Here is a 20101-nt window from a genome sequence, read left to right on the forward strand (position 1 = left end):
AAATCTTCCCTTTGAGGGATATCAGCAGGAGAGCAGCATGAAGCAGACGCAATACGTGGCCCGCGAGCCCGATGCGCAAGGTTTTATCCACTACACCGCTGAAGAACACGCAGTGTGGAACACGCTGATCACCCGCCAGCTGAAAGTCATCGAAGGCCGTGCGTGCCAGGAGTACCTGGACGGTATCGACAAGCTGGGGTTGCCCCATGACCGCATCCCGCAGCTGGACGAAGTCAACAAAGTGCTGGGCGAGACCACGGGCTGGCAGGTCGCCCGGGTGCCCGCGCTAATCCCTTTCCAGACCTTTTTTGAGTTGCTCGCCAGCAAGCAGTTTCCGGTGGCGACCTTTATTCGTACCCGTGAAGAACTGGACTACTTGCAAGAGCCGGACATTTTCCACGAGATCTTTGGTCACTGCCCTCTGCTGACCAATCCCTGGTTTGCTGAATTTACCCACACCTACGGCAAACTCGGCCTACAGGCCTCCAAGGAAGAACGCGTCTACCTGGCGCGTCTGTATTGGATGACCATCGAATTCGGCCTGGTGCAGACGCCGCAAGGCCGGCGCATCTACGGCGGCGGCATTCTCTCGTCGCCCAAGGAAACCGTGTACTGCCTGTCAGACGAGCCGGAGCATCAAGCCTTCGACCCGCTGGAAGCCATGCGTACGCCTTATCGCATCGACATCCTGCAGCCAGTGTATTTCGTGCTGCCCGAGCTCAAGCGCCTGTTCGACCTGGCCCACGAGGACATCATGGGCATGGTCAAGCGCGGGCGGGAACTGGGTCTGCACGCACCGAAATTTCCACCGAAAGCCGCGTGAACCGCTGGTTTTGATTCCAATTGAGTCTGTTGCGCCTCGCGACTTTGCTTTAGCGTGGCTGCATCGACGTTTTCCAAATATCCGATCCGGGAACCCACCATGACCACTTTGAACCAAGCCCATTGCGAAGCCTGCCGCGCCGATGCCCCACAGGTCAGCGACGAAGAACTTCCAGTACTGATCAAGCAGATCCCCGACTGGAACATCGAAGTGCGCGACGGCGTGATGCAGCTGGAAAAGGTTTTCCTGTTCAAGAATTTCAAGCACGCCCTAGCGTTCACCAACGCCGTCGGCGAGATCTCCGAGGCCGAAGGTCATCACCCGGGCCTGCTTACCGAATGGGGCAAAGTCACCGTCACCTGGTGGAGCCATTCGATCAAGGGCCTGCACCGCAACGACTTCATCATGGCCGCCCGCACCGATGAAGTTGCCAAGACCGCCGAGGGCCGCAAGTAATGCATTTCGATGCCATCGGCCGCGTGCCCGGCGACCCGATCCTGGGCCTGATGGAGGCCTACGGGGCGGACTGCAACCCTGGCAAGTTCGACCTGGGCGTTGGCGTCTACAAGGACGCCCAGGGTCTGACGCCGATTCTTCAGTCAGTGAAACAGGCCGAGCAGTGGCTGGTGGATCGCCAGTCCACCAAGACTTACATCGGCGGTCATGGCGACGCCGCGTTCGGCCAATTGATGAATGCGCTGGTGCTGGGCGCCGATTCACCGTTGATCGCCGGCAAACACGCCGGTGCCACCCAGACCCCAGGCGGCACCGGCGCCCTGCGCTTGAGCGCCGACTTCATCGCACAGTGCCTGCCGGGCCGTGGTGTCTGGTTGAGCAACCCGACCTGGCCGATCCACGAAACCATCTTCGCCGCCGCGGGCGTCAAGGCCAGTCATTACCCCTACGTGGGCGCCGACAACCGCCTGGATTTCGAGGCAATGCTCGCCACCCTGGGCCAAGTGCCAAAAGGCGATGTGGTGTTGCTGCACGCGTGCTGCCACAACCCGACCGGCTTCGACCTGTCTCACGAGCAATGGCGCCAGGTGTTGGAAGTGGTGCGCAGCCGTGGCCTGCTGCCGTTGATCGATTTCGCTTACCAGGGCTTCGGCGACGGGCTGGAGCAGGACGCCTGGGCCGTGCGGTTGTTTGCCGAAGCGTTGCCCGAGGTGCTGGTCACCAGTTCATGCTCGAAGAATTTTGGCCTTTACCGCGACCGCACCGGTGCGCTGATTGTCTGTGCTCGCGATGGGGAAAAATTGACGGACATTCGCAGCCAACTGGCCAACATCGCCCGCAACCTTTGGTCGACGCCGCCGGATCATGGCGCGGCGGTGGTGGCGACGATCCTCGGCAATCCGGAACTCAGGGGCCTGTGGGCCGACGAAGTGGAAGCCATGCGCCTACGCATCGCTCAACTGCGCGGCGGTCTGCTGGAAGCACTCGAACCCCACGGCTTGCGTGAGCGCTTTGCCCATATGGGGGTGCAGCGCGGGATGTTTTCCTACACCGGCCTGACGCCGGAACAGGTCAAGCACCTGCGCGAGCGCCATAGCGTCTATATGGTCGGCACCGGCCGGGCCAACGTGGCCGGCATCGATGCGACGCGCCTGGATGCGCTGGCGGTGGCGATTGCGGATGTTTGCAGGTAGCTTTCTGTCGCCGCTGGTCTCGTGGCGAGGGAGCTTGCTCCCGCTGGGCTGCGCAGCAGCCCTAAAGTAGAAGCTTAAGATTGTCAGGCTGTCTCTGCTCGACACTTTGGGGCGGCTTCGCCGCCCAGCGGGAGCAAGCTCCCTCGCCACGATGGATCCAAACAGCCTCGAGTCATCCGCCGCCCTTGAGAAGTTATTCCCCCGTCCAGGCCCGGACAAACCGCCCGATATCTTCCTGTGGTGCCGTGCGCGCCTCTTTCTGCGGCGTCCCAAGGTAAAGGAAACCAATCACCTCCTCGCCGTCTTCAAGCCCCAGGCCCCGGGCCACATGCGGCGAGTAAGCCAGCTCACCCGTACGCCACACGCCGCCTATCCCTTGTGCATAAGCGGCCAGCAGAATGCCGTGTGCCGCGCAGCCTGCCGCCAGCAATTGTTCAGGCTTTGGAATCTTGAAATGGTCTTGCAACCGCGCAATCACTACCACCACCAGCGGCGCCCGTAGCGGGCCGTTGAGGGCTTTCTCCACGACGGCTTCGGGCACCAGCGGATCATTGAAGCGCGCTGCTTCGGCCAACAGCTCGCCCATGCGATGGCGTGCCTGCCCCTCTACCGTCAGGAACCGCCACGGGCGCAACTGGCCATGATCGGGCGCGCGCATCGCGGCCGCGAACATGACTTCGCGCTGTTGCGGCGTGGGCGCCGGGTCCACCAGGCGTGGCACGGAAACACGGTTGAGCAAAGCATCTAAAGCCTGCATCGGCGACCTCCTGGAAAAATGTTCGGCTATTCTAGTGGCTGTTCCGTCAATCCGTTAGCCCGAATTCAGAGACAGGCAACGCCGGACGCCGGTTTACACGCCGCTTGTCGCAGGTAGAATGGCGCCCTTTCCTCTTTCAGACCGAGCGGACTTCATGGCGTTGCCGACCCTGCGGATCATTGGTTTCATCATCGGCATCTTCCTGATCACCCTGGCGATCTTCATGGTCGTGCCGATGGCCACGTTGCTGGTCTACGAGCGCACCGGCGACCTGCCATCGTTCCTCTGGTCAAGCATGATTACTTTTGTCGCCGGCCTGGCACTGATTCTTCCCGGACGCCCCGAGCACGTCCATCTTCGGCCCCGGGACATGTACCTTTTGACCGTCAGCAGTTGGCTGGTGGTGTGTGTGTTTGCCGCGCTCCCCTTCCTGTTGACCCAGCACATCAGCTACACCGATTCGTTCTTCGAAAGCATGTCAGGCATTACCGCCACCGGCGCGACGGTGTTGAGCGGCCTGGACACGATGTCGCCCGGAATCCTGATGTGGCGATCGCTGTTGCACTGGCTTGGCGGCATCGGCTTTATCGGCATGGCCGTGGCGATCCTGCCGCTGTTGCGCATCGGCGGCATGCGGCTGTTCCAGACCGAGTCGTCCGACCGCTCGGAAAAGGTCATGCCCCGCTCGCACATGGTGGCGCGGCTGATCGTGGCGTCCTATGTGGGCATTACGGTTCTCGGCACGCTGGCGCTCTGGTGGGCCGGGATGAGCCTGTTCGATGCGATCAACCATTCGATGTCGGCGATTTCCACCGGTGGTTTTTCCACCTCGGACCTGTCCCTGGCCAAATGGACCCAGCCAGCGGTGCATTGGGTCACTATTGTGATCATGATCCTCGGCAGCCTGCCGTTCGCCTTGTATGTCTCGACGCTGCGGGGCAATCGCCGGGCGCTGATCAAGGACCAGCAAGTCCAGGGGCTTATCGGCGTGCTGCTGGTCACCTGGCTGGTGCTTGGCACCTGGTATTGGGCGACCACCGACCTGCATTGGCTCGACGCGCTGCGGCATGTGGCGCTGAACGTGACGTCCATCGTCACCACCACCGGTTTCGCCCTGGGCGACTACAGCCTCTGGGGCAATTTCTCACTGATGCTGTTCTTCTACCTGGGTTTCGTCGGCGGCTGCTCGGGCTCGACCGCCGGCGGAATCAAGATTTTCCGCTTCCAGGTCGCCTACATCCTGCTTCGGGCCAACCTTAACCAACTGATCCACCCGCGTGCGGTGATCAAGCAGAAATACAACGGCCATCGCCTCGATGAAGAAATCGTGCGTTCGATCCTGACCTTCTCGTTCTTCTTCGCCATCACCATCTGCGTGATCGCCCTGCTGTTGTCGCTGTTGGGCGTGGAATGGATGACAGCGTTGACCGGCGCGGCCAGTACCGTGTCCGGCGTCGGCCCTGGGCTCGGCGAGACAATCGGCCCGGCCGGCAACTTCGCGCCGCTGCCGGACGCGGCCAAGTGGATCCTCTCGGGCGGCATGTTGCTGGGCCGGCTGGAGATCATCACGGTGTTCGTGTTGTGTATTCCTGCGTTCTGGCGTCACTGACCGGCTTGGCCACGCCCCGCGCCCGATAGTCGCCGGGTGTGGTACCGAACCAACGGCGGAAGGCCCGGAAAAAATTGCTCGGATCGGCAAACCCGAGCAAATAGGCGACTTCCAGCAAGGTCATGCTGGGTTGCGCCAGGTATTGCTCGGCCAGTTCGCGTCGGGTGTCGTCCAGCAAACTCTGGAAACTGGTGCCCTCTTCCTGCAAGCGCCGCTGCAAGGTGCGCTGGGACAAGTGCAGCGTCTGCGCCACCACGTCACGCTTGGGCTCGCCCTGGGGCAGCAACCGGCACAGCACTTGCCGCGCCTGGTGAGTCACGCGGCTGCCTGAAAACCGCGCCAGGTATTCCCCCGCGAACCGGTCGTGCAACAGCGCCATGGCCTCGTTGGCCGTGGGCAGTGGTGTTTCCATGTCGTCCTGCTGGAAAATCAGCGCATCGTAGGGTGCGTCAAAAACCAGCGGCGCGCCGAAGGCCTGTCGATAAGGTGCAACGTCAACGGGTTCGTTGCCTTGGAACAGCACTTTCACCGGATGCAAAGCGCGCCCGGTCAGCCAACTGCACAAGGCCAGCGCGCAAGCCAGGGACGCTTCGGCACTTTGCCGGGTGGGCGGGAGGTGGTCGCCGTGTACCGTCAGGATCAGACCATACCCTTCATCCAAATGGCGGAAGCTCAAGTCGGCGCTTTCGGCAATGATTCGTTGATAACGCACCAACCGGCGGAACCCTTCGGCCAGCGTCCGACTGGACATCAACGCGTAACCGACCACATGGAACGATGCCGGGCGCACCACCTTGCCCATGTTCAAGCCGATGGCCGGATTGCCCGACTGCTCCACCGCAAGCTGCCAGAGCCGTGTCATCGAATCCTGGGGAAAGCGCGCATCCGGATCGTCCAGCGCCTCGAAATCCAGCCCCAGTTGCTTGAACAGCGCCCGACAGTCCAGGCCGTCCATTTCCAACGCCTTGACAATCCCCATCGCCCAGCTTGAAGAAGTGGTTCGTTCGCTCATGACGTTTACTTGCATGACGAGCCGCAGGGTACGGCTGGATTTGCGGAGGATATCAGTGTCCTGTCATACGAACAGTATTTGTAAGACAGGACACTAGAGTGGCGCTGATTGTCACTGGCCGTTGCGAACGGCCGCTCTAGACTTGGTCATGAGCCATGAAACACCGGTCGCCAGAACAATAACCAAAGAGCCCGCAGTCTTGGAAAACACTAAACGATTCAACACCTTCGCCGAGTTTTATCCGTACTACCTCAGCGAACACCGCAACAGCACCTGCCGACGCTTGCACTTCATCGGCACCTCCCTGGTCCTGCTGGTTTTCGCCACGGCGCTGGTGGTCGGTGCCTGGTGGCTGTGGGTCGCCCTGCCGGTGGCGGGCTACGGTTTCGCCTGGGTCGGGCATTTTTTCTTCGAGAAAAACCGTCCTGCCACTTTCCAACATCCCCTTTACAGCCTGCTCGGTGACTTTGTCATGTACCGCGACATGCTGCTGGGCAAAGTCGCGTTCTAGGAGGGCTGTCGATGAATTCTCACGCACGCTTCACCCACATGCAGGACGGGACCCAGGAAGACTGGGCGATCATCGCGGCCGACTTCAGCGCCTATGCGCGGCAGCTGCCGAGTCGGGTTCTCGCTCATCTGAAATTGCTCGACGGCGATTTTGGCGGGTTCCCGGTGGATCGCATGACCCATTCCCTGCAAACCGCCACGCGCGCCTACCGCGACGGGCGGGACGAGGAGTACGTGGTCTGCGCCCTGCTTCATGACATCGGCGATACGTTGGGCACCTACAATCACCCGGACATCGCCGCGGCGATCCTCAAGCCGTTCGTCAGCGCCGAAAACCTGTGGATGGTGGAAAAACACGGGATTTTCCAGGGCTACTACTTTTTCCATCATTTGGGCATGGACCGGCATTTGCGCGAGCAATTCTGCGAACATCCTCAGTACCAGGCGACCATCGACTTCTGTGCGAAATACGACGCCGCGGCGTTCGATCCCGAATACGACACGCTGCCGTTGAGCTTCTTCGAGCCGATGCTGGAAAGGGTGTTCGCCGCGCCGAAGCAATCCATCTACAAGGCGGCGATGGCCGAACAGCCCTGAATTCTTGCAGACGCAACCACAGGTTCTAAGTGGGTGGATAGACAGGCCGGCGCTCTAGGCAGGCTCAGCCACTTTCAATTCAGCCTTGAGCAGCGCCTCCCGCGCCTGGGCGTCCGCCAACCGATACAGCTCGATCGTCCCATCCCAATGTTCGATCAGCGCCGTGCAGGATTCGACCCAGTCGCCGCAGTTAAGGTATTCCACCTCGCCCACCTTGCGAATCTCGGCATGGTGGATGTGCCCGCAAACCACCCCGTGCAATTCACGCTTCACGCATTCATGGGCGATGGCTTCTTCGAAATCGCTGATAAAACTGACGGCGGTCTTGACCTTGTGCTTGAGGTACGCCGACAGCGACCAATAGCCGTAGCCGTAACGGGCCCGCCAATGGTTGAGCCAACGGTTCAGCGTCAGGGTGAATTCGTAGGCCCAATCCCCAAGGAACGCCAACCAACGGTGGTAACGGGTAATGACATCGAACTGATCGCCATGGATCACCAGCAGGTGCCGGCCGTCGGCGGTGACGTGCACCGCTTCGTCCACCAACTGGATATTGCCCAGTATCAGCTTCGAATAACGCCGCAGGAATTCGTCATGGTTGCCGGTGACATAGATCACCTCGGTGCCGCGCTTGCTCATGGTCAGCAGGCGGCGAATGACATTGGTATGGGCCTGGGGCCAATACATGCCGCTGCGCAGTTTCCAGCCGTCGATGATATCGCCCACCAGATAGACCTTGTCGGCGTGGTAGCCCTTGAGGAAGTGCGACAGGTGTTCGGCCTGGCAATCCCGAGTGCCCAGGTGCACATCGGAAATCCACAGGGTGCGTACACGTTGCTTGCGGCTGGGCCTGGCGAGCTCGGCGCTGGTCATGGGGGCAACCCTCTGATCGTTTTCACCACAGTGCACCCGAGCGGTTAATGCTCCGTGACAGCAATAAGTCGATTACATGACAGCGCGGGGCGCCGCGCCCTCGGTGTAGACTGGCCGCCTGACAAGGGAGACTGCGATGAGACCGATCCTCACGCTACGCCACTACAGCCACGATCTGATTGTCCACAGCCACGACCACGCGCAACTGGTGTTCGGGGTGTCTGGCGCGCTGGACTTCGAAGTCGAAGGGCGTGGCAGCCAGGTGGTGCAGCAGAGTTTCGTGGTGGTACCGGCCGGTGCTCATCATGCGTGCGGCAGCCCCCGGGGCAGCCGTTGCCTGGTACTGGACGTGCCGGATGATGAATGGATCGGGCAATGCCTGGGCGACCATGCCGATGCCAGCCGCCGATTACTCGACAACAACACCCGCCTGCCCCTGGATGCGGGGCAAAGCCAACTGGTCAGTTGGTTGGCGGGCAGCCCGGTAGACGACCCGGTGATTGCACAGCAAGGCGCGGTACTGTTGCTGGCCAGCCTCAACGGCGGGCGTGTGGAAACCACCGGTGGCCGGCGCCTGCCCTACGCGGCGCTCCACGCTCACATCGACCAATATGCCGCTTATCCGCTACAGGTAGCGGACCTGGCGCAAGTCGCAGGGCTTTCCAGTGCTCGCCTGCATGCCCGTTTCGTCGCCGAATGCGGCCAGACACCGATGGAATACATCCGCAGCCGCCGCTTGCACAAGGCACTTGAGCTGCTGCGTGACTCGCAGTTGGCGATCGGCGAGATCGCCCATCGCGTTGGCTACAGCTCGCAAAGCGCTTTTGCCGCAGCCGTGCAGCGCGAATTCGGCGTCCCGCCGGGCAAGCTCCGGCAACCGCGCTAGTCTCGCGCTAAAAATCGCTAGGATCGCGACAGACGAAGGCGCTTGGCAGCGGGCTTAATAGCCGAACGTCCCACCGTTGAACAAGGATTGCAATGACACCCCGTACCGCCCTCGGCGCCCTGCACATCGGCGCACTCATGTTCGGCCTCACCGGCGTGTTCGGTAAGCTCGCCGCAGCCTCGCCGGCCGTCATCGTGTTTGGTCGCGCGGTGTTCGCCGTGCTGGCGCTGGCGGCGTTTGCCCGGTTCGCCAGCCCTACCCGCTGGGAAAAGCTGCGGGGCCGGGACCTGCGCAGGTTGCTGCTTGGCGGGCTGTTGCTCACCGGGCACTGGGTGAGTTTTTTCATTTCGGTGAAAGTCGCCGGCGTTGCGATCGCCACCCTGGGATTCGCCAGTTTTCCGGCCTTTACGGTGCTGCTTGAAGGGCTGATTTTCCGCGAGCGCATCCGCGCCAACGAAATCCTCTTGGTGGTGCTGGTGAGCGTCGGCCTGGTGTTGGTCACGCCAACCTTCGACCTGGCGAGCGGCGCTACCACCGGGCTGCTCTGGGCGGTGGCCTCGGGGCTGTTGTTCTCGTTGTTATCGCTGACCAATCGCGCCGGCTCCGGACACGTGCCCCCGGTGCAAGCCGCGCTGTGCCAGAACGTCGTGGTCGGACTCTGCCTGTTGCCAATGGCCGCGCCGCAATTGGCCGACGTTCGTCCGCTCGACTGGTTGTGGATCGGCCTGCTCGGGGTGTTCTGCACCGGCCTGGCCCATAGCCTGTTCGTCGCCAGCCTCGCGGTGATCAAGGCCCGCACCGCCGCGGTGGTGTTCGCCATGGAGCCGGTCTACGGCATCACCATCGCCTGGCTGCTGTTCGACGAAGACCCGACCCTGCGCATGTTGCTCGGTGGCGCGCTGATCATCGTTGCGATCGTGGTGTCGAGCCAGCTGGACGGCACAAAGAAATCCAGCGCCGGTGCCCAGGCCCCGTCTCACTGAGCCCGGTCACTGGATTCTGTCGTTGTGCCCCAGGTCGCGCTCCGGGTCGATCTGGTCGCGGACCCGCTGCTTGAGCACCTTGGCCTCGGGAAAACCTCCATCCGCCTTGCGCTCCCAGATCTGGGTACCATCGCAGCCAATGTGGAAAACCCCACCGGTGCCTGGCACCAGGGACACCTTGCCGAGGTCGTCGCCGAACGTGCTTAGCAGTTCCTGGGCCAACCAGGCGGCACGCAGCAGCCATTGGCACTGTGTGCAATAAGTGATGACGATTTCCGGTTTCTGCGCGGTCATGGGATCAACTCCTGGTTGCAAAGGCGTCGTTATACTACTCGCCTTTGATTGCCTACCCGGAATTGACGATGCGCCGCCTGCTGCCTTGCCTGCTACTTTTGCTATTGCCCCTGCTCGGCCAGGCCAACGAGCCCGCCGTCGAAACATCGCGCCCGAAGATCGGCCTGGTACTGTCCGGCGGCGCGGCCCGTGGCCTGGCCCACATCGGCGTGCTCAAGGCCCTGGAGGAACAAGGCATCAAGATCGACGCCATCGCCGGCACCAGCATGGGCGCGGTGATCGGCGGCCTCTATGCCTCGGGCTACAAGATCGACGAGCTGGAAAAACTCGCCCTGGGCATTGATTGGCAACAAGCCCTGTCCGATGCCCCGCCGCGCAAGGACGTACCCTTCAGGCGCAAGCAGGATGACCGGGATTTCCTGGTCAAGCAGAAACTGAGCTTTCGCGACGACGGCAGCCTCGGCCTGCCGCTGGGAGTGATCCAGGGACAGAACCTGGCCCTGCTGCTCGAAAGTCTCCTGGCCCACGCCAGTGATACCCGGGACTTCGACAAACTGCCAATCCCCTTCCGCGCCGTGGCGACCGACATCGCCACCGGTGAAAAAGTCGTGTTTCGCAAGGGCCACCTGCCCAAGGTCATCCGCGCCAGCATGTCGATCCCGGCCGTGTTTGCGCCGGTGGAGCTGGACGGCCGCCTTCTGGTGGACGGTGGCATGACCGACAACATCCCTTTGGATGTGGCTCGGGAAATGGGGGTGGACGTGGCCATCGTCGTTGATATCGGCACCCCACTGCGCACCCGCAAGCAACTGGTCACGGTGGTGGACGTGTTGAATCAGTCAACGACGCTGATGACCCGGCGCAACTCCGAAGAGCAATTGGCCACGTTGGGGAAAGATGACGTGTTGATCCAACCGGCCCTGGCAAGCTTCGGTTCCACCGACTTCGGACGAGCGCAGGAAATAGTCGATGCCGGTTACCGCGCCACACGGATACTCCAAACGCGCCTGGCGCACTTGCGTCCCGCCGAGCCGGCCGACGCCGAACTGCTGGCGGCGCGCACCCCGAGCGAGCGCACCCCGGTCATCACCGCGATCCGGGTGGAAAACGATTCGAAAGTCGGTGACGACGTGATCCGCTATTACATTCGCCAGAAGATCGGCGAGCCGCTGGATCTGGGGCGCCTGCAAACCGACATGGGCACGCTGTACGGCCTGGATTATTTCGAGCAGGTGCAATACCGCGTCGTACACAAGGGCGCGGACAACACGCTGGTGATCAATGCCCGGGGCAGACGCACCGGCACCGATTACCTGCGCGTGGGCCTGAGCCTGTCGGACGACATGCGCGGCGACAGCGCCTTCAACCTTGGCGCCAGCTATCGGGTCAACGGTATCAATCGACTGGGTGCGGAATGGCTGACCCGGGCGCAGATCGGCGACAAACAGGAGCTGTACAGCGAGTTCTACCAACCGCTGGATGTCGGCTCGCGCTACTTCGTCGCGCCCTATGGACGGTTCGAATCGCGCAACGTCGATTCGATCCTCGACAACGATCCGGTGGCCCAGTACAGGGTCGAGCGCTATGGCTTTGGTCTGAACCTGGGTCGCCAGATCGGCAACAGCGGGGAGATCCGCTTCGGTGTCGGCCAGGCCTGGGGCAAGGCCGACGTGCGCATCGGCGACCACGACCAGCCCAGCGAGAATTTCAATGAGGGCTTTTACGAGCTCAAGTATTCCTTCGACTCCCTGGACAACGTGTACTTCCCCCACGAAGGCGAAGACATCGGTTTGTCCTGGCGTCAGTACGAACCGGGCCTGGGCTCGGACCAGCGCTACCGCCAATGGGAATTCAAACTGGACAAGGCCCTGAGCAGCGGCCCGGATACGTTCATCCTGGGCGGTCGCTACGGCCGCACCCTCGATACCGCCGAAGTAGTGACCTCCAGTTTTGTCCTCGGCGGCGCTCGGCAATTATCAGGCTTTCGCGAGGACGGGATATCCGGCCAGAACATGAGCCTGATGCGCGCCGTGTATTACCGCAGGCTCACGCCTCGGGCCTACCTGCCACTGGATTTCCCGCTGTATATCGGCGGCTCGCTGGAGCGTGGTCGGGCCTGGAACAACGACAACGAGTTCGACAGTGGCTACATCAATGCCGCCAGTGTCTTCCTAGGCTTCGACACGCCGCTGGGCCCCTTGAACTTCAGCTATGGCGTAAATGACGACGATGAGCAGGCGGTGTATTTGAACCTGGGGCAGACGTTCTAAAGTACACAGCCCCTACCTTGTGGGAGCGAGCCTGCTCGCGAAAGCGGTAGACCGGCTTGCACTGGTCGTGAATACACAACTGTCATCCCGAGCAGGCTCGCCCCCACACGGGATTCCCGTCGGCCTTGCAATCGTCTCAGCGAATCCCGGCGAGCAAAACCCGGGCGGTTTCCCTGAGCGGTTCATCGCCCTCTTGCAGCAGCTCCTCCAGCAACGTGATGGCGCTCTTCAGATCGCCCTCGTCGATGCAATTCTGGGCTTCTTCAAGTTTCTCCGAGTGCTCCGATGTGTGCGGTTCGAAGGAGACAGGTTCGAGGGAGAGGGATTCGAATTCGGGTTCAACGGGCGCTGGCTCCAACTCCAGCGCTTGCTCCTCATCGGCAAACCCATCGAGGAAATCATCGTCCAACGACTCCGTTTCCAACGGCGCGCCCCATTGCAGGTCCGTCTCATCGAAGCCCGATAGGGTCAGCGTATCGGCGGCAGCGGCCGGCGGTTTTGGGGGCTCTGGGGATGCCCGTTGGTCATCGGCCAGGTCCCAGCTGTTCTCCAGGGAAAGTCCATCCAGGTTCAACTCGAACTCATCGCTGGGCGCGGCCACAGGTTTCGGCGCGGGCACTGGTGCCTGGAGTTCTGTCGGCGTTTGCGTCGCAGCATTAACGAGGGTCACCCTGGGGTAACGCTTGCGGACGTCTTCCAGTGCCTGGCGATCGACGCCCTGGGCCGATAAATGGCTCTCCTGGGCCTGGAAGCCGATCACATCGCCCTGCTTGCCCAATACATCCAGCAACTTCAGGCCCAGGTCGGTACGGTCCGGCTCGGCCAGCAGTGCCGCGCGCAGCAGCCCCGCGGCTTCAGTGAAACGGCCATACGTCAGGTAGATCCCAACGCCCTCGAGCACGTCTCCCAAAGGCGCATCGCCATTGTTGAACGACGAGGCGACCTCGGGATGCTCTTTGTCGGCACTCTCGGCATAGGTTTCGGTGTCGTCATCCAGGGCCAGGTCCGGACGCTCGGCCAATGGCACAGGCCTTGTCACTTCCTGTTGTTGACGGTGACGAAGGAACAGCAAAAGCGCAAGCAACCCAACCAGCCCCACCAATCCCCCTACCCACAACCAGTCGACGCCTTCGGTTTGCGTCGCTGGTGCTGTCTCGTCCATCGGCAAGGCTTCGGCGGGTTCGGTTGATTCGGCAGGTTCCGGAGCAAGTTCCGAGGTGATCTCAGGTGACGATGCCTGGGTCAGTTGCGCCTGGAGATCGCTGATCTGCTGGCGTTGAGCGGCGATTTCCTGGTCCTGAGCCTGGATCCTGGCTTGCAGTTGTTCGATGGTCTGCTGTTGCTGCTGGCCTTGCAGCACACTGGCTGCCAATTGCTCGGCATTGTTGTCGGGCGCGGCGGGAGCCGGGCTGACAGCACTCTGGGCTGGAGCAGGCAGGATGGCCGAATCGGGAAGCAACAAGCGTTGGCCGATGGAAAGTCGCTCGCTGCCGGGGTTCAAGGCCTCAATCCCCTGCATCAGTTCATTGACCGATGCATTGCTGCCCGCATCGTGCAGGCGCTTGGCGATGATCCAAGGGTTGTCGCCCTGCACCACGGTGTAGCGTTTGCCCTGTGTGGCCGGAGGCGGCTTGATGGCTGCCTTTGTCTCGGCCGGGGCGGAAGGCTCATCAACAGACGGAGCTATGCCGGGCGCGCCCGGTGGATCGATCAACACGGTGTATTCGCGCAACAAACGCCCGTTGGGCTGATTGAGCTGCACCAGAAAGTTGAGAAACGGCTCCTCCACCGGTTTGCTGGACGTCACCCGAATGAAACTGCGCCCGCCACGCAGCACGGGGGTAAAGCGCAAATTATTGAGGAAGAATACCCGCTCCACGCCCGCACGACTGAAATCCTCCGCCCCCGCCAGGCTGGCGGACAGGTCGCCCTCGCTGAGGCCCGCCGCGTCAACCAAGGCGATATCGGCGCGCAACGGCTGGTTCAGGGCGGAATGGAGCGTGATCTCACCCAGCCCCAGCGCCGACGCCAGGGCTGGAAATCCCAGGACACCCACGACGACCGACACGTTGATCCAACTGCGCAACGTGGACTGCAAACTTTCAAGCATGGGTATCCCTTTGATCAACGACCTATGCGAAACGCTTCCAATACGATCGCTTAGTACTGGTTATAGTTCGCTAACCGTCGAATCTCAAAAGTCGGATGCCAGGGATATGCCTCAGGATTTTTCAAGGTTGGCCAGGATCGTGCCGTGAACCCGCATGCAAACCCGCATGTCCGCTTCATCGACGCCCTCGAACAACTCCCGGCGCAACTGCGTGGCAATGGTTTCGATTTGTTCGATCAGCGGTAACGCCGGGGCGCACAGCACGATTTTCTTGGCCCGACGGTCTTCGGCCACGGCTTGGCGTTGCACCAGCCCCTGGGTTTCCAGGCTATCGAGCAAGCGGGCCAGGGTCGGGCCTTCGACGGCGACACTCTGGGCCAACTCGCGTTGGGTCGGCGCCTGCTCGAAACGGGCCAGGTGCAGCAGCACCAGCCAGCGCGCCTGGGACAGGCCCAGTCCGGCGAGACGACGATCCAGTTCGGCGCGCCAGCCTCGGGACATTTGCGCCAACTGCATGCCAAAACGGTGTTGATCGGTCAAAGGCATAAAAAACTCATCAAATCTGAAATAGAGAAAAACTAATTATTAGTCAGCTAAGCATGAGCTTGAGGTTCAGGCAAGGCTCGCACTGTAGTGAATCGTTAAAGGAATGTAACTGGCTGATCAGACTTCAAATTCCGATTGCAATGCAGCCCTGACGCAATACAAAACTCCTTCTGGGACACGTCCTACAAACAACGCGGCGACTTCCGATACGGGAGGCAACTCGCCCTCCCCATCGAGGAACGCATCCTGAACCTCGCCCATCAATTCTTCAGGCAGATCCAGCGCCTGCTCCAGGGACAGCTGTTGCTCGCCGATGGCCTCGGCCAGCATCGTGTAGACGTTCTTTTCCGAGCATTGCAACTGTCCGGCAATCTGCAGCGGGGTCATGCCGGCTCGAGCCAAGGTGATGAGTTCGTGGCGTACATCGGCCACCGCTGGCGGTGTCTCGGCTTCGCCGCCCAACACCTGGAGGAAGGCCTCGCCGTAACGCTCCAGCTTGCGCGCGCCGACACCACTGACCCGGGCCATTTCCGCCAGGGAAGTCGGTTGGCTGCGGAGCATTTCCAGCAAAGTGGAATCGGGAAAGATGACATACGGCGGTACACCGTGTTCCTCGGCCAGCTTGCGACGCAGGGCGCGCAAGGCTTCCCACTGATCGCGCTCTTCGCCGCGCACCAGTTGGCTGGCCTGGCTCTTGCTGCTCTTGACCGCTGTCGCGGGCTTGAGGTCGCGGCGCAGCTCCAGGGTGACCTCACCCTTGAGCAAGGGGCGGCAACTCGCGCTCAGGCGTAAGCCGCCGTAGCCTTCCAGGTCGATGTCCACCAGCCCGCGGGCCACCAGTTGCCGGAACAATGACCGCCATTCGCTTTCGCTGCGGGCCTTGCCCACGCCAAAGACTGACAAGTGCTGATGACCGAAGCCACGGACCTTCTCGTTGTCCTTGCCCAGCAGCACATCGACCAGATGCCCCACGCCATAACGCTGGCCCGTGCGATAGATCGTCGAGAGTGCCTGGCGGGCAGGCTCGGTGGCGTCCCAGGTCTCCACTCCATCGACGCAGTTGTCACAGTGCCCGCAAGGCTGGGGCATGTCTTCGTCGAAATAGGCGAGCAGGGTCTGGCGTCGGCAGCGGGTTTCTTCGCACAGTGAAAGCATCGCGTCGAGCTTGTGCTGCTCCAACCGCTTGTGACGTTCATCGCCCTCCGAGTTCTGCAGCATCTGCTTGAGCATCACCACGTCTTGCAGGCCGTAGGCCATCCAGGCATCCGCCGGCAAGCCGTCACGACCGGCACGCCCGGTTTCCTGGTAATAGGCCTCGAGGGACTTGGGCAAGTCAAGATGAGCGACGAAACGCACGTTGGGCTTGTCGATGCCCATGCCGAACGCCACGGTGGCGACCATGATCAAGCCTTCTTCGTTGAGAAAGCGCTTCTGGTGATAGGCCCGCAAGTCATTGGGTAGCCCCGCATGATAGGGCAATGCCGGGAAACCTTGTTCGCTGAGGAACGCCGCCACCTCCTCGACTTTCTTGCGCGACAGGCAATAGACAATGCCCGCGTCGCTGCGCCGCTCCGCGAGGAACGCCAGCAACTGCTTGCGTGGCTGCTCCTTGGGCACGATGCGATAGAAAATATTCGGGCGGTCGAAACTGGAGAGGAATCGCTCGGCGTCTTGCAGATGCAGCCGCTCAATGATTTCTTCACGGGTACGCTTGTCGGCGGTGGCCGTCAGCGCGATCCGCGGTACATCGGGAAACAGCTCCGCCAGTTGTCCCAACTGCAGGTATTCGCGACGGAAATCATGACCCCATTGGGACACGCAGTGAGCTTCGTCGATGGCGAACAGGGCTATTTCCAAGCCCTGTAGAAAAGCCAGCATGCGCGGCTGCACGAGGCGCTCCGGCGCCAGGTACAGCATTTTCACCTCGCCACGCTTGATGCGCGCCGCCAGGTCCCGCTGCTGCTCGGCGCTCAAGGTGGAATTGAGCGATGCGGCGGCGACACCCAGCTCTTCAAGCGTGGCGACCTGGTCATCCATCAAAGCGATCAGCGGCGAAACCACCACCGCCAGACCATTGCGCAGCAGCGCGGGCACCTGGAAACACAAGGACTTGCCACCGCCGGTGGGCATGAGCACCAGGGCATCGCCACCGCTGGCCACGCGCTCAATAATGGCACCCTGGCGGCCACGGAAACTGTCGTAGCCGAAGATGTCCTTGAGAACGCGTTGAGCCTGTTCGAGCATAGAAACTCCAAAATCACCAAAACATCCCTGCAAGGCTGGTTCAGAATCCAAAAGACTGCACCGACAAATCGTAAGTGGGCGTTTCGAACCGGCGGGACGCCGCAGGGCATCACAAAACGCGGCAGTATACCCGAGGGCTTCGTTGCGAAGGGGGTTGCTGACAAGAGGCGCTAGCGGCGAGTGTTGGACCAGGCCCAGACCTGCCACAGATCGCCCTGACATTGAGTCATGCCCGGCCAACGAAGAGGCAAATCCACCACGCGGCTGGCCTGAGCGCTCAAGAAGGCCTAGAATTCCCGCATTGTTTATTCCCCAAGGTAGCCCGTAATGTCCTTCGCTGAGCAACTGACCCGCCTGCAAGTCTTCCTCGACGCCGATGAGCTGCACGAAGAGGCGCTGGATTACGTGGCCGCTCATGGCTATCTGACTGCCCTGTCGATCTGCGCAGAATCGGTGCCCGATCGTGAGTGGATCGACGCCCTGTTCGCCGAAGAACCGCACTACGCCGACGAAGCCCAGCGCGCTGAAATCGAAGCCACGCTGGTGGGCCTCAAGGCCCACATCGCGCGTCAACTGGCTTCCGATGAGGAATTCGAGTTGCCGTGCGAGCTGGACCTGGGCGACGACCCGGACGATTCGGAACTGCGCGGCTGGTGCATCGGTTTCATGGAAGGCGTGTTCCTGCGCGAAGCCGCCTGGTTCGAAACCGCCGAGGAAGAAGTCAGCGAAATGCTGCTGCCGATCATGGTCGGTTCCGGCCTGTTCGACGAGCAACCGGAGTTCGAAGACATTGCCAAGGACGCGAACCTGATGGACGACATGATCGTGCAGATTCCGGAAGCGCTGACGGCCCTGTATCTGCTATGCAACGCACCGGACGAGAAGCCGGCGATTCTCAAGCCTCGCCACCACTGAGTCACCGGGTGCGCGCCCCTATCGGCAAGCGCCCGCTGATCCTGCGTTACGCTCTGCTGGCCGTCGGCTGGCTGAGCGTGGTGCTGGGGGTCATCGGCATCTTCATTCCCGTTCTCCCCACCACCCCCTTCCTCCTCCTGGCCGCTGCCTGTTTCGCTCGCAGTTCGCCGCGCTTCTACCAATGGCTGGTGGAACATCCCCGCCTCGGCCCGTGGATCGGCGACTACCTCAGCGGCAACGGCATCCCGCTCAAGGGCAAGGTCTACGCCATCGGCTTGATGTGGGTAAGCATCCTGCTCTCGTGCTACCTGGTGCCATTGCCGTGGGCGCGGGTCTTCATGCTGACCAGCGCGGTGCTGGTGACGGTTTACATACTCCGGCAAAAAACGCTGCGCCGGCCCTGATGCAGAAGGTCGCGTAGCGTCGCAAAGGTTCTGCACCTTTCGTCGCGAATCGCTGCCGACCTGTCAACCTTGACAGTAGCCAGCGCGCCACGGTCGAGGCTCAATGTCATCATTTCGTCATGCTTCAACCATAGCGTCGCCCCAAGGAGCGTGGTCATGCCCGACATTTCCTCCCCACTCGGTTCCTACGCCAATCAAGTATCGCCTCGCGCCCGCCATGCAGCCAAACGGCTGCCCCCTACCGTGCGTGCCACGTTGCCCTGCCCCAGGTTGGAAGAGGCCTCCCCGCCGGATGTGTTCGACCCTGGCAAAGAGTTCGAAGTCGTTCACGTGCTGATCGAATATCCGCAAATGGCCCGCAACGACATTCTTAGGTGCTATTGGCTTGGGGAAGATTCGTTGGGGTGTACCAGCAGCAAATTGACCGTCTCCGACGTCTTCGAAGGCCGTCCGGTGCGGTTCGCGGTGGGGACAGAATTTGTCATGCCGAACATGGGCCGACGTGTCAGGGTGAGCTACACCTTGTGGCGCGCCGGCACGAGGGAATATGAATACTCATCGGTGCTCAACTTGTTGGTGCGTGAACTCATAGCATGACCCGTTCCAGCAGAGCCCTCCCGTAGCTGAATAGACAACACCCGGCATTGCGCCGGGTGTTGTCTATTCAGCTCAGCTCAAACCGTGTCCAGCTTCAACGCTTCGCCCACCAAGCCTGCGAAAAACGTCACCCCTCCCAGCTCCCTGCCGCTCATCCAAAACCCGCCCAAACCTGTCGACTCTGACAGTAGCCAGCGCTTCCCGTCGGGAGTTTGATAGCCCTTACGTCTACGGGTATTCGCCCGTTAATTCTCTGGGAAACTCGCCATGGATATCCAGAACAGTGCCGGCGCCAATCGTTGGGATCGATGACATCGTACAAATAACCTCCACCCAAGGCGCCTTCGCCGCACTGCGTGCCAACGGCACGATCGTGGCCTAGGGTCTCCCGGCGTGGGGGGGGCGATACCGCCGCGGTGGCGAGCCAATTGCACGATGTGCGCGCGGTTTATGCCAACAACCAGGCGTTCACCGCGTTGACGACCGACGGACGGGTCGTCACCTGGGGACTTGCCGGGGCGGGCGGCAACAGCGACGCAGTCCAGGGTCAGCTGCAAGGCCAGGTTTCTTACGAGGCCACCCCCATATCGCGTGGCGTGGCGTGGCGCAGACAACGTTTGCAGCGTTCCAGGACGATGCCTGACCCTCGCTCATAAGCTCCCGCAATCCAATAGACAACACCCGGCAGATCGCCGGGTGTTGTCATTTCTGCTCAGCTCAGACCGTATCCACCTTCAACGAATGATCATTCAGCATCCCGTTGATGATCGTCGCCGTATCAGCCCCGCCAATCATTCCACCCGATCCCGTCGTCACCCCGTAATGGCTGGCAAGATCGATGCCGGCCAGGTCGATGGTCTGGTTCGGCGTGGTACCGGCGGTGGTGCTGACGTCGATGCTGGTCACGACCGATGCGCCGGTGCCGTTATCTCCCCCCCCTGCCCAACCACTCGTCCAGAACATGTCCGCACCTGTCAGACCTGACAGTAGCCGACTTTTGCGAGCCGGGGTCTCATAGCATT

General features: G+C 61.5%; 19 protein-coding genes and 1 pseudogene. 12 read left to right on the forward strand and 8 right to left on the reverse strand.

Annotation, left to right across the window (positions count from 1 at the left end; translation table 11 throughout):
• The first annotated feature begins 37 nt into the window (after positions 1–37).
• The 3 genes from phhA (at position 38) to J3Q04_RS17890 (ending at position 2472) form a co-directional block, all read left to right on the forward strand.
• A complete protein-coding gene (gene phhA, locus J3Q04_RS17880; RefSeq protein WP_186704640.1) occupies positions 38–823 on the forward strand; it encodes a phenylalanine 4-monooxygenase in 786 nt (261 codons plus the stop codon).
• A 99-nt stretch (positions 824–922) separates the two neighbouring features.
• On the forward strand, positions 923–1279 hold the full coding sequence (locus tag J3Q04_RS17885) for a 4a-hydroxytetrahydrobiopterin dehydratase (RefSeq protein WP_420767404.1): 357 nt from the start codon (positions 923–925) through the stop codon (positions 1277–1279).
• Positions 1279–2472, forward strand: a complete 1194-nt coding sequence (locus tag J3Q04_RS17890; protein WP_434610235.1) for an amino acid aminotransferase — start codon at positions 1279–1281, stop codon at positions 2470–2472. Before J3Q04_RS17885 ends, J3Q04_RS17890 begins: the two co-directional genes overlap by 1 nt.
• A gap of 193 nt (positions 2473–2665) precedes the next feature.
• On the opposite strand, the gene J3Q04_RS17895 is transcribed toward J3Q04_RS17890, so the two are convergent.
• Complete coding sequence (locus J3Q04_RS17895) at positions 2666–3229, reverse strand: NAD(P)H nitroreductase (RefSeq protein ID WP_434562958.1); 564 nt, start codon at positions 3227–3229, stop codon at positions 2666–2668.
• 154 nt (positions 3230–3383) lie between these two features.
• Between J3Q04_RS17895 and J3Q04_RS17900 the strand changes: the two genes are divergently transcribed.
• Positions 3384–4838, forward strand: coding sequence for a TrkH family potassium uptake protein (locus tag J3Q04_RS17900; protein ID WP_420767407.1), 1455 nt, complete (start codon positions 3384–3386; stop codon positions 4836–4838).
• Here the strand turns inward: J3Q04_RS17900 and J3Q04_RS17905 are convergent.
• On the reverse strand, positions 4795–5850 hold the full coding sequence (locus J3Q04_RS17905) for an AraC family transcriptional regulator (RefSeq protein WP_434610232.1): 1056 nt from the start codon (positions 5848–5850) through the stop codon (positions 4795–4797). The two genes, J3Q04_RS17900 and J3Q04_RS17905, sit on opposite strands and share 44 nt — an antisense overlap.
• Positions 5851–6049: 199 nt before the next feature.
• On the opposite strand from J3Q04_RS17905, the gene J3Q04_RS17910 reads away from it, so the two are divergent.
• Both J3Q04_RS17910 and J3Q04_RS17915 read left to right on the forward strand, forming a co-directional pair.
• Positions 6050–6361, forward strand: a complete 312-nt coding sequence (locus tag J3Q04_RS17910; protein WP_420767409.1) for an Mpo1-like protein — start codon at positions 6050–6052, stop codon at positions 6359–6361.
• A gap of 11 nt (positions 6362–6372) precedes the next feature.
• Positions 6373–6957 (forward strand): HD domain-containing protein, encoded by a 585-nt coding sequence (locus J3Q04_RS17915; RefSeq protein WP_434562953.1) that lies wholly within the window; start codon positions 6373–6375, stop codon positions 6955–6957.
• Positions 6958–7011: 54 nt separating this feature from the next.
• On the opposite strand, the gene J3Q04_RS17920 is transcribed toward J3Q04_RS17915, so the two are convergent.
• The gene (locus tag J3Q04_RS17920; RefSeq protein WP_420767411.1) at positions 7012–7830 is read right to left on the reverse strand and encodes a UDP-2,3-diacylglucosamine diphosphatase; all 819 of its coding nucleotides are present in this window, start codon (positions 7828–7830) and stop codon (positions 7012–7014) included.
• A gap of 136 nt (positions 7831–7966) precedes the next feature.
• On the opposite strand from J3Q04_RS17920, the gene J3Q04_RS17925 reads away from it, so the two are divergent.
• Both J3Q04_RS17925 and J3Q04_RS17930 read left to right on the forward strand, forming a co-directional pair.
• Positions 7967–8716 (forward strand): AraC family transcriptional regulator, encoded by a 750-nt coding sequence (locus J3Q04_RS17925; protein ID WP_434610229.1) that lies wholly within the window; start codon positions 7967–7969, stop codon positions 8714–8716.
• A gap of 92 nt (positions 8717–8808) precedes the next feature.
• Positions 8809–9699, forward strand: a complete 891-nt coding sequence (locus tag J3Q04_RS17930; RefSeq protein ID WP_420767413.1) for a DMT family transporter — start codon at positions 8809–8811, stop codon at positions 9697–9699.
• Between the two features lie 6 nt (positions 9700–9705).
• Here the strand turns inward: J3Q04_RS17930 and J3Q04_RS17935 are convergent, their stop codons facing one another.
• Positions 9706–9993 (reverse strand): SelT/SelW/SelH family protein, encoded by a 288-nt coding sequence (locus J3Q04_RS17935; RefSeq protein WP_420767414.1) that lies wholly within the window; start codon positions 9991–9993, stop codon positions 9706–9708.
• Between the two features lie 68 nt (positions 9994–10061).
• Here J3Q04_RS17935 and J3Q04_RS17940 point away from each other — a divergent pair, with 68 nt between their 5' ends.
• Positions 10062–12263 (forward strand): patatin-like phospholipase family protein, encoded by a 2202-nt coding sequence (locus tag J3Q04_RS17940; RefSeq protein ID WP_434610226.1) that lies wholly within the window; start codon positions 10062–10064, stop codon positions 12261–12263.
• 136 nt (positions 12264–12399) lie between these two features.
• Here the strand turns inward: J3Q04_RS17940 and J3Q04_RS17945 are convergent, their stop codons facing one another.
• The 3 genes from J3Q04_RS17945 to recQ all read right to left on the reverse strand — a co-directional run bounded on the left by J3Q04_RS17945 (position 12400) and on the right by recQ (position 17163).
• Positions 12400–14373: a FimV/HubP family polar landmark protein gene (locus tag J3Q04_RS17945; protein WP_434610224.1), complete on the reverse strand. Its 1974-nt coding sequence runs from the start codon at positions 14371–14373 to the stop codon at positions 12400–12402.
• A gap of 111 nt (positions 14374–14484) precedes the next feature.
• On the reverse strand, positions 14485–14919 hold the full coding sequence (locus J3Q04_RS17950) for a MarR family transcriptional regulator (protein WP_003199001.1): 435 nt from the start codon (positions 14917–14919) through the stop codon (positions 14485–14487).
• Positions 14920–15036: 117 nt separating this feature from the next.
• Positions 15037–17163, reverse strand: a complete 2127-nt coding sequence (gene recQ / locus J3Q04_RS17955) for a DNA helicase RecQ (RefSeq protein ID WP_434610221.1) — start codon at positions 17161–17163, stop codon at positions 15037–15039.
• Positions 17164–17490: 327 nt separating this feature from the next.
• Here recQ and J3Q04_RS17960 point away from each other — a divergent pair, with 327 nt between their 5' ends.
• The 3 genes from J3Q04_RS17960 to J3Q04_RS17970 all read left to right on the forward strand — a co-directional run bounded on the left by J3Q04_RS17960 (position 17491) and on the right by J3Q04_RS17970 (position 19079).
• Complete coding sequence (locus J3Q04_RS17960; RefSeq protein ID WP_420767418.1) at positions 17491–18078, forward strand: UPF0149 family protein; 588 nt, start codon at positions 17491–17493, stop codon at positions 18076–18078.
• Between the two features lie 8 nt (positions 18079–18086).
• The gene (locus J3Q04_RS17965) at positions 18087–18482 is read left to right on the forward strand and encodes a YbaN family protein (RefSeq protein ID WP_434562943.1); all 396 of its coding nucleotides are present in this window, start codon (positions 18087–18089) and stop codon (positions 18480–18482) included.
• A gap of 156 nt (positions 18483–18638) precedes the next feature.
• Complete coding sequence (locus J3Q04_RS17970) at positions 18639–19079, forward strand: hypothetical protein (RefSeq protein WP_434610218.1); 441 nt, start codon at positions 18639–18641, stop codon at positions 19077–19079.
• 717 nt (positions 19080–19796) lie between these two features.
• Here the strand turns inward: J3Q04_RS17970 and J3Q04_RS17975 are convergent.
• Positions 19797–20003, reverse strand: a pseudogene (locus J3Q04_RS17975) (type I secretion C-terminal target domain-containing protein); the annotation flags it as partial.
• Positions 20004–20101 lie beyond the last annotated feature (98 nt).

Source organism: Pseudomonas sp. D4-21 (assembly GCF_051132125.1).
GTDB lineage: Bacteria > Pseudomonadota > Gammaproteobacteria > Pseudomonadales > Pseudomonadaceae > Aquipseudomonas.

Coding starts and splice junctions, on each gene's coding strand:
- J3Q04_RS17885 (WP_420767404.1), top strand. CDS start 923: ATGACCACTTTGAACCAAGCCCATTGCGAAGCCTGCCGCGCCGATGCC.
- phhA (WP_186704640.1), top strand. CDS start 38: ATGAAGCAGACGCAATACGTGGCCCGCGAGCCCGATGCGCAAGGTTTT.
- J3Q04_RS17920 (WP_420767411.1), bottom strand. CDS start 7,830: ATGACCAGCGCCGAGCTCGCCAGGCCCAGCCGCAAGCAACGTGTACGC.
- J3Q04_RS17970 (WP_434610218.1), top strand. CDS start 18,639: ATGCCCGACATTTCCTCCCCACTCGGTTCCTACGCCAATCAAGTATCG.
- J3Q04_RS17960 (WP_420767418.1), top strand. CDS start 17,491: ATGTCCTTCGCTGAGCAACTGACCCGCCTGCAAGTCTTCCTCGACGCC.
- J3Q04_RS17940 (WP_434610226.1), top strand. CDS start 10,062: ATGCGCCGCCTGCTGCCTTGCCTGCTACTTTTGCTATTGCCCCTGCTC.
- recQ (WP_434610221.1), bottom strand. CDS start 17,163: ATGCTCGAACAGGCTCAACGCGTTCTCAAGGACATCTTCGGCTACGAC.
- J3Q04_RS17950 (WP_003199001.1), bottom strand. CDS start 14,919: ATGCCTTTGACCGATCAACACCGTTTTGGCATGCAGTTGGCGCAAATG.
- J3Q04_RS17925 (WP_434610229.1), top strand. CDS start 7,967: ATGAGACCGATCCTCACGCTACGCCACTACAGCCACGATCTGATTGTC.
- J3Q04_RS17915 (WP_434562953.1), top strand. CDS start 6,373: ATGAATTCTCACGCACGCTTCACCCACATGCAGGACGGGACCCAGGAA.
- J3Q04_RS17890 (WP_434610235.1), top strand. CDS start 1,279: ATGCATTTCGATGCCATCGGCCGCGTGCCCGGCGACCCGATCCTGGGC.
- J3Q04_RS17905 (WP_434610232.1), bottom strand. CDS start 5,850: ATGAGCGAACGAACCACTTCTTCAAGCTGGGCGATGGGGATTGTCAAG.
- J3Q04_RS17935 (WP_420767414.1), bottom strand. CDS start 9,993: ATGACCGCGCAGAAACCGGAAATCGTCATCACTTATTGCACACAGTGC.
- J3Q04_RS17945 (WP_434610224.1), bottom strand. CDS start 14,373: ATGCTTGAAAGTTTGCAGTCCACGTTGCGCAGTTGGATCAACGTGTCG.
- J3Q04_RS17930 (WP_420767413.1), top strand. CDS start 8,809: ATGACACCCCGTACCGCCCTCGGCGCCCTGCACATCGGCGCACTCATG.
- J3Q04_RS17900 (WP_420767407.1), top strand. CDS start 3,384: ATGGCGTTGCCGACCCTGCGGATCATTGGTTTCATCATCGGCATCTTC.
- J3Q04_RS17895 (WP_434562958.1), bottom strand. CDS start 3,229: ATGCAGGCTTTAGATGCTTTGCTCAACCGTGTTTCCGTGCCACGCCTG.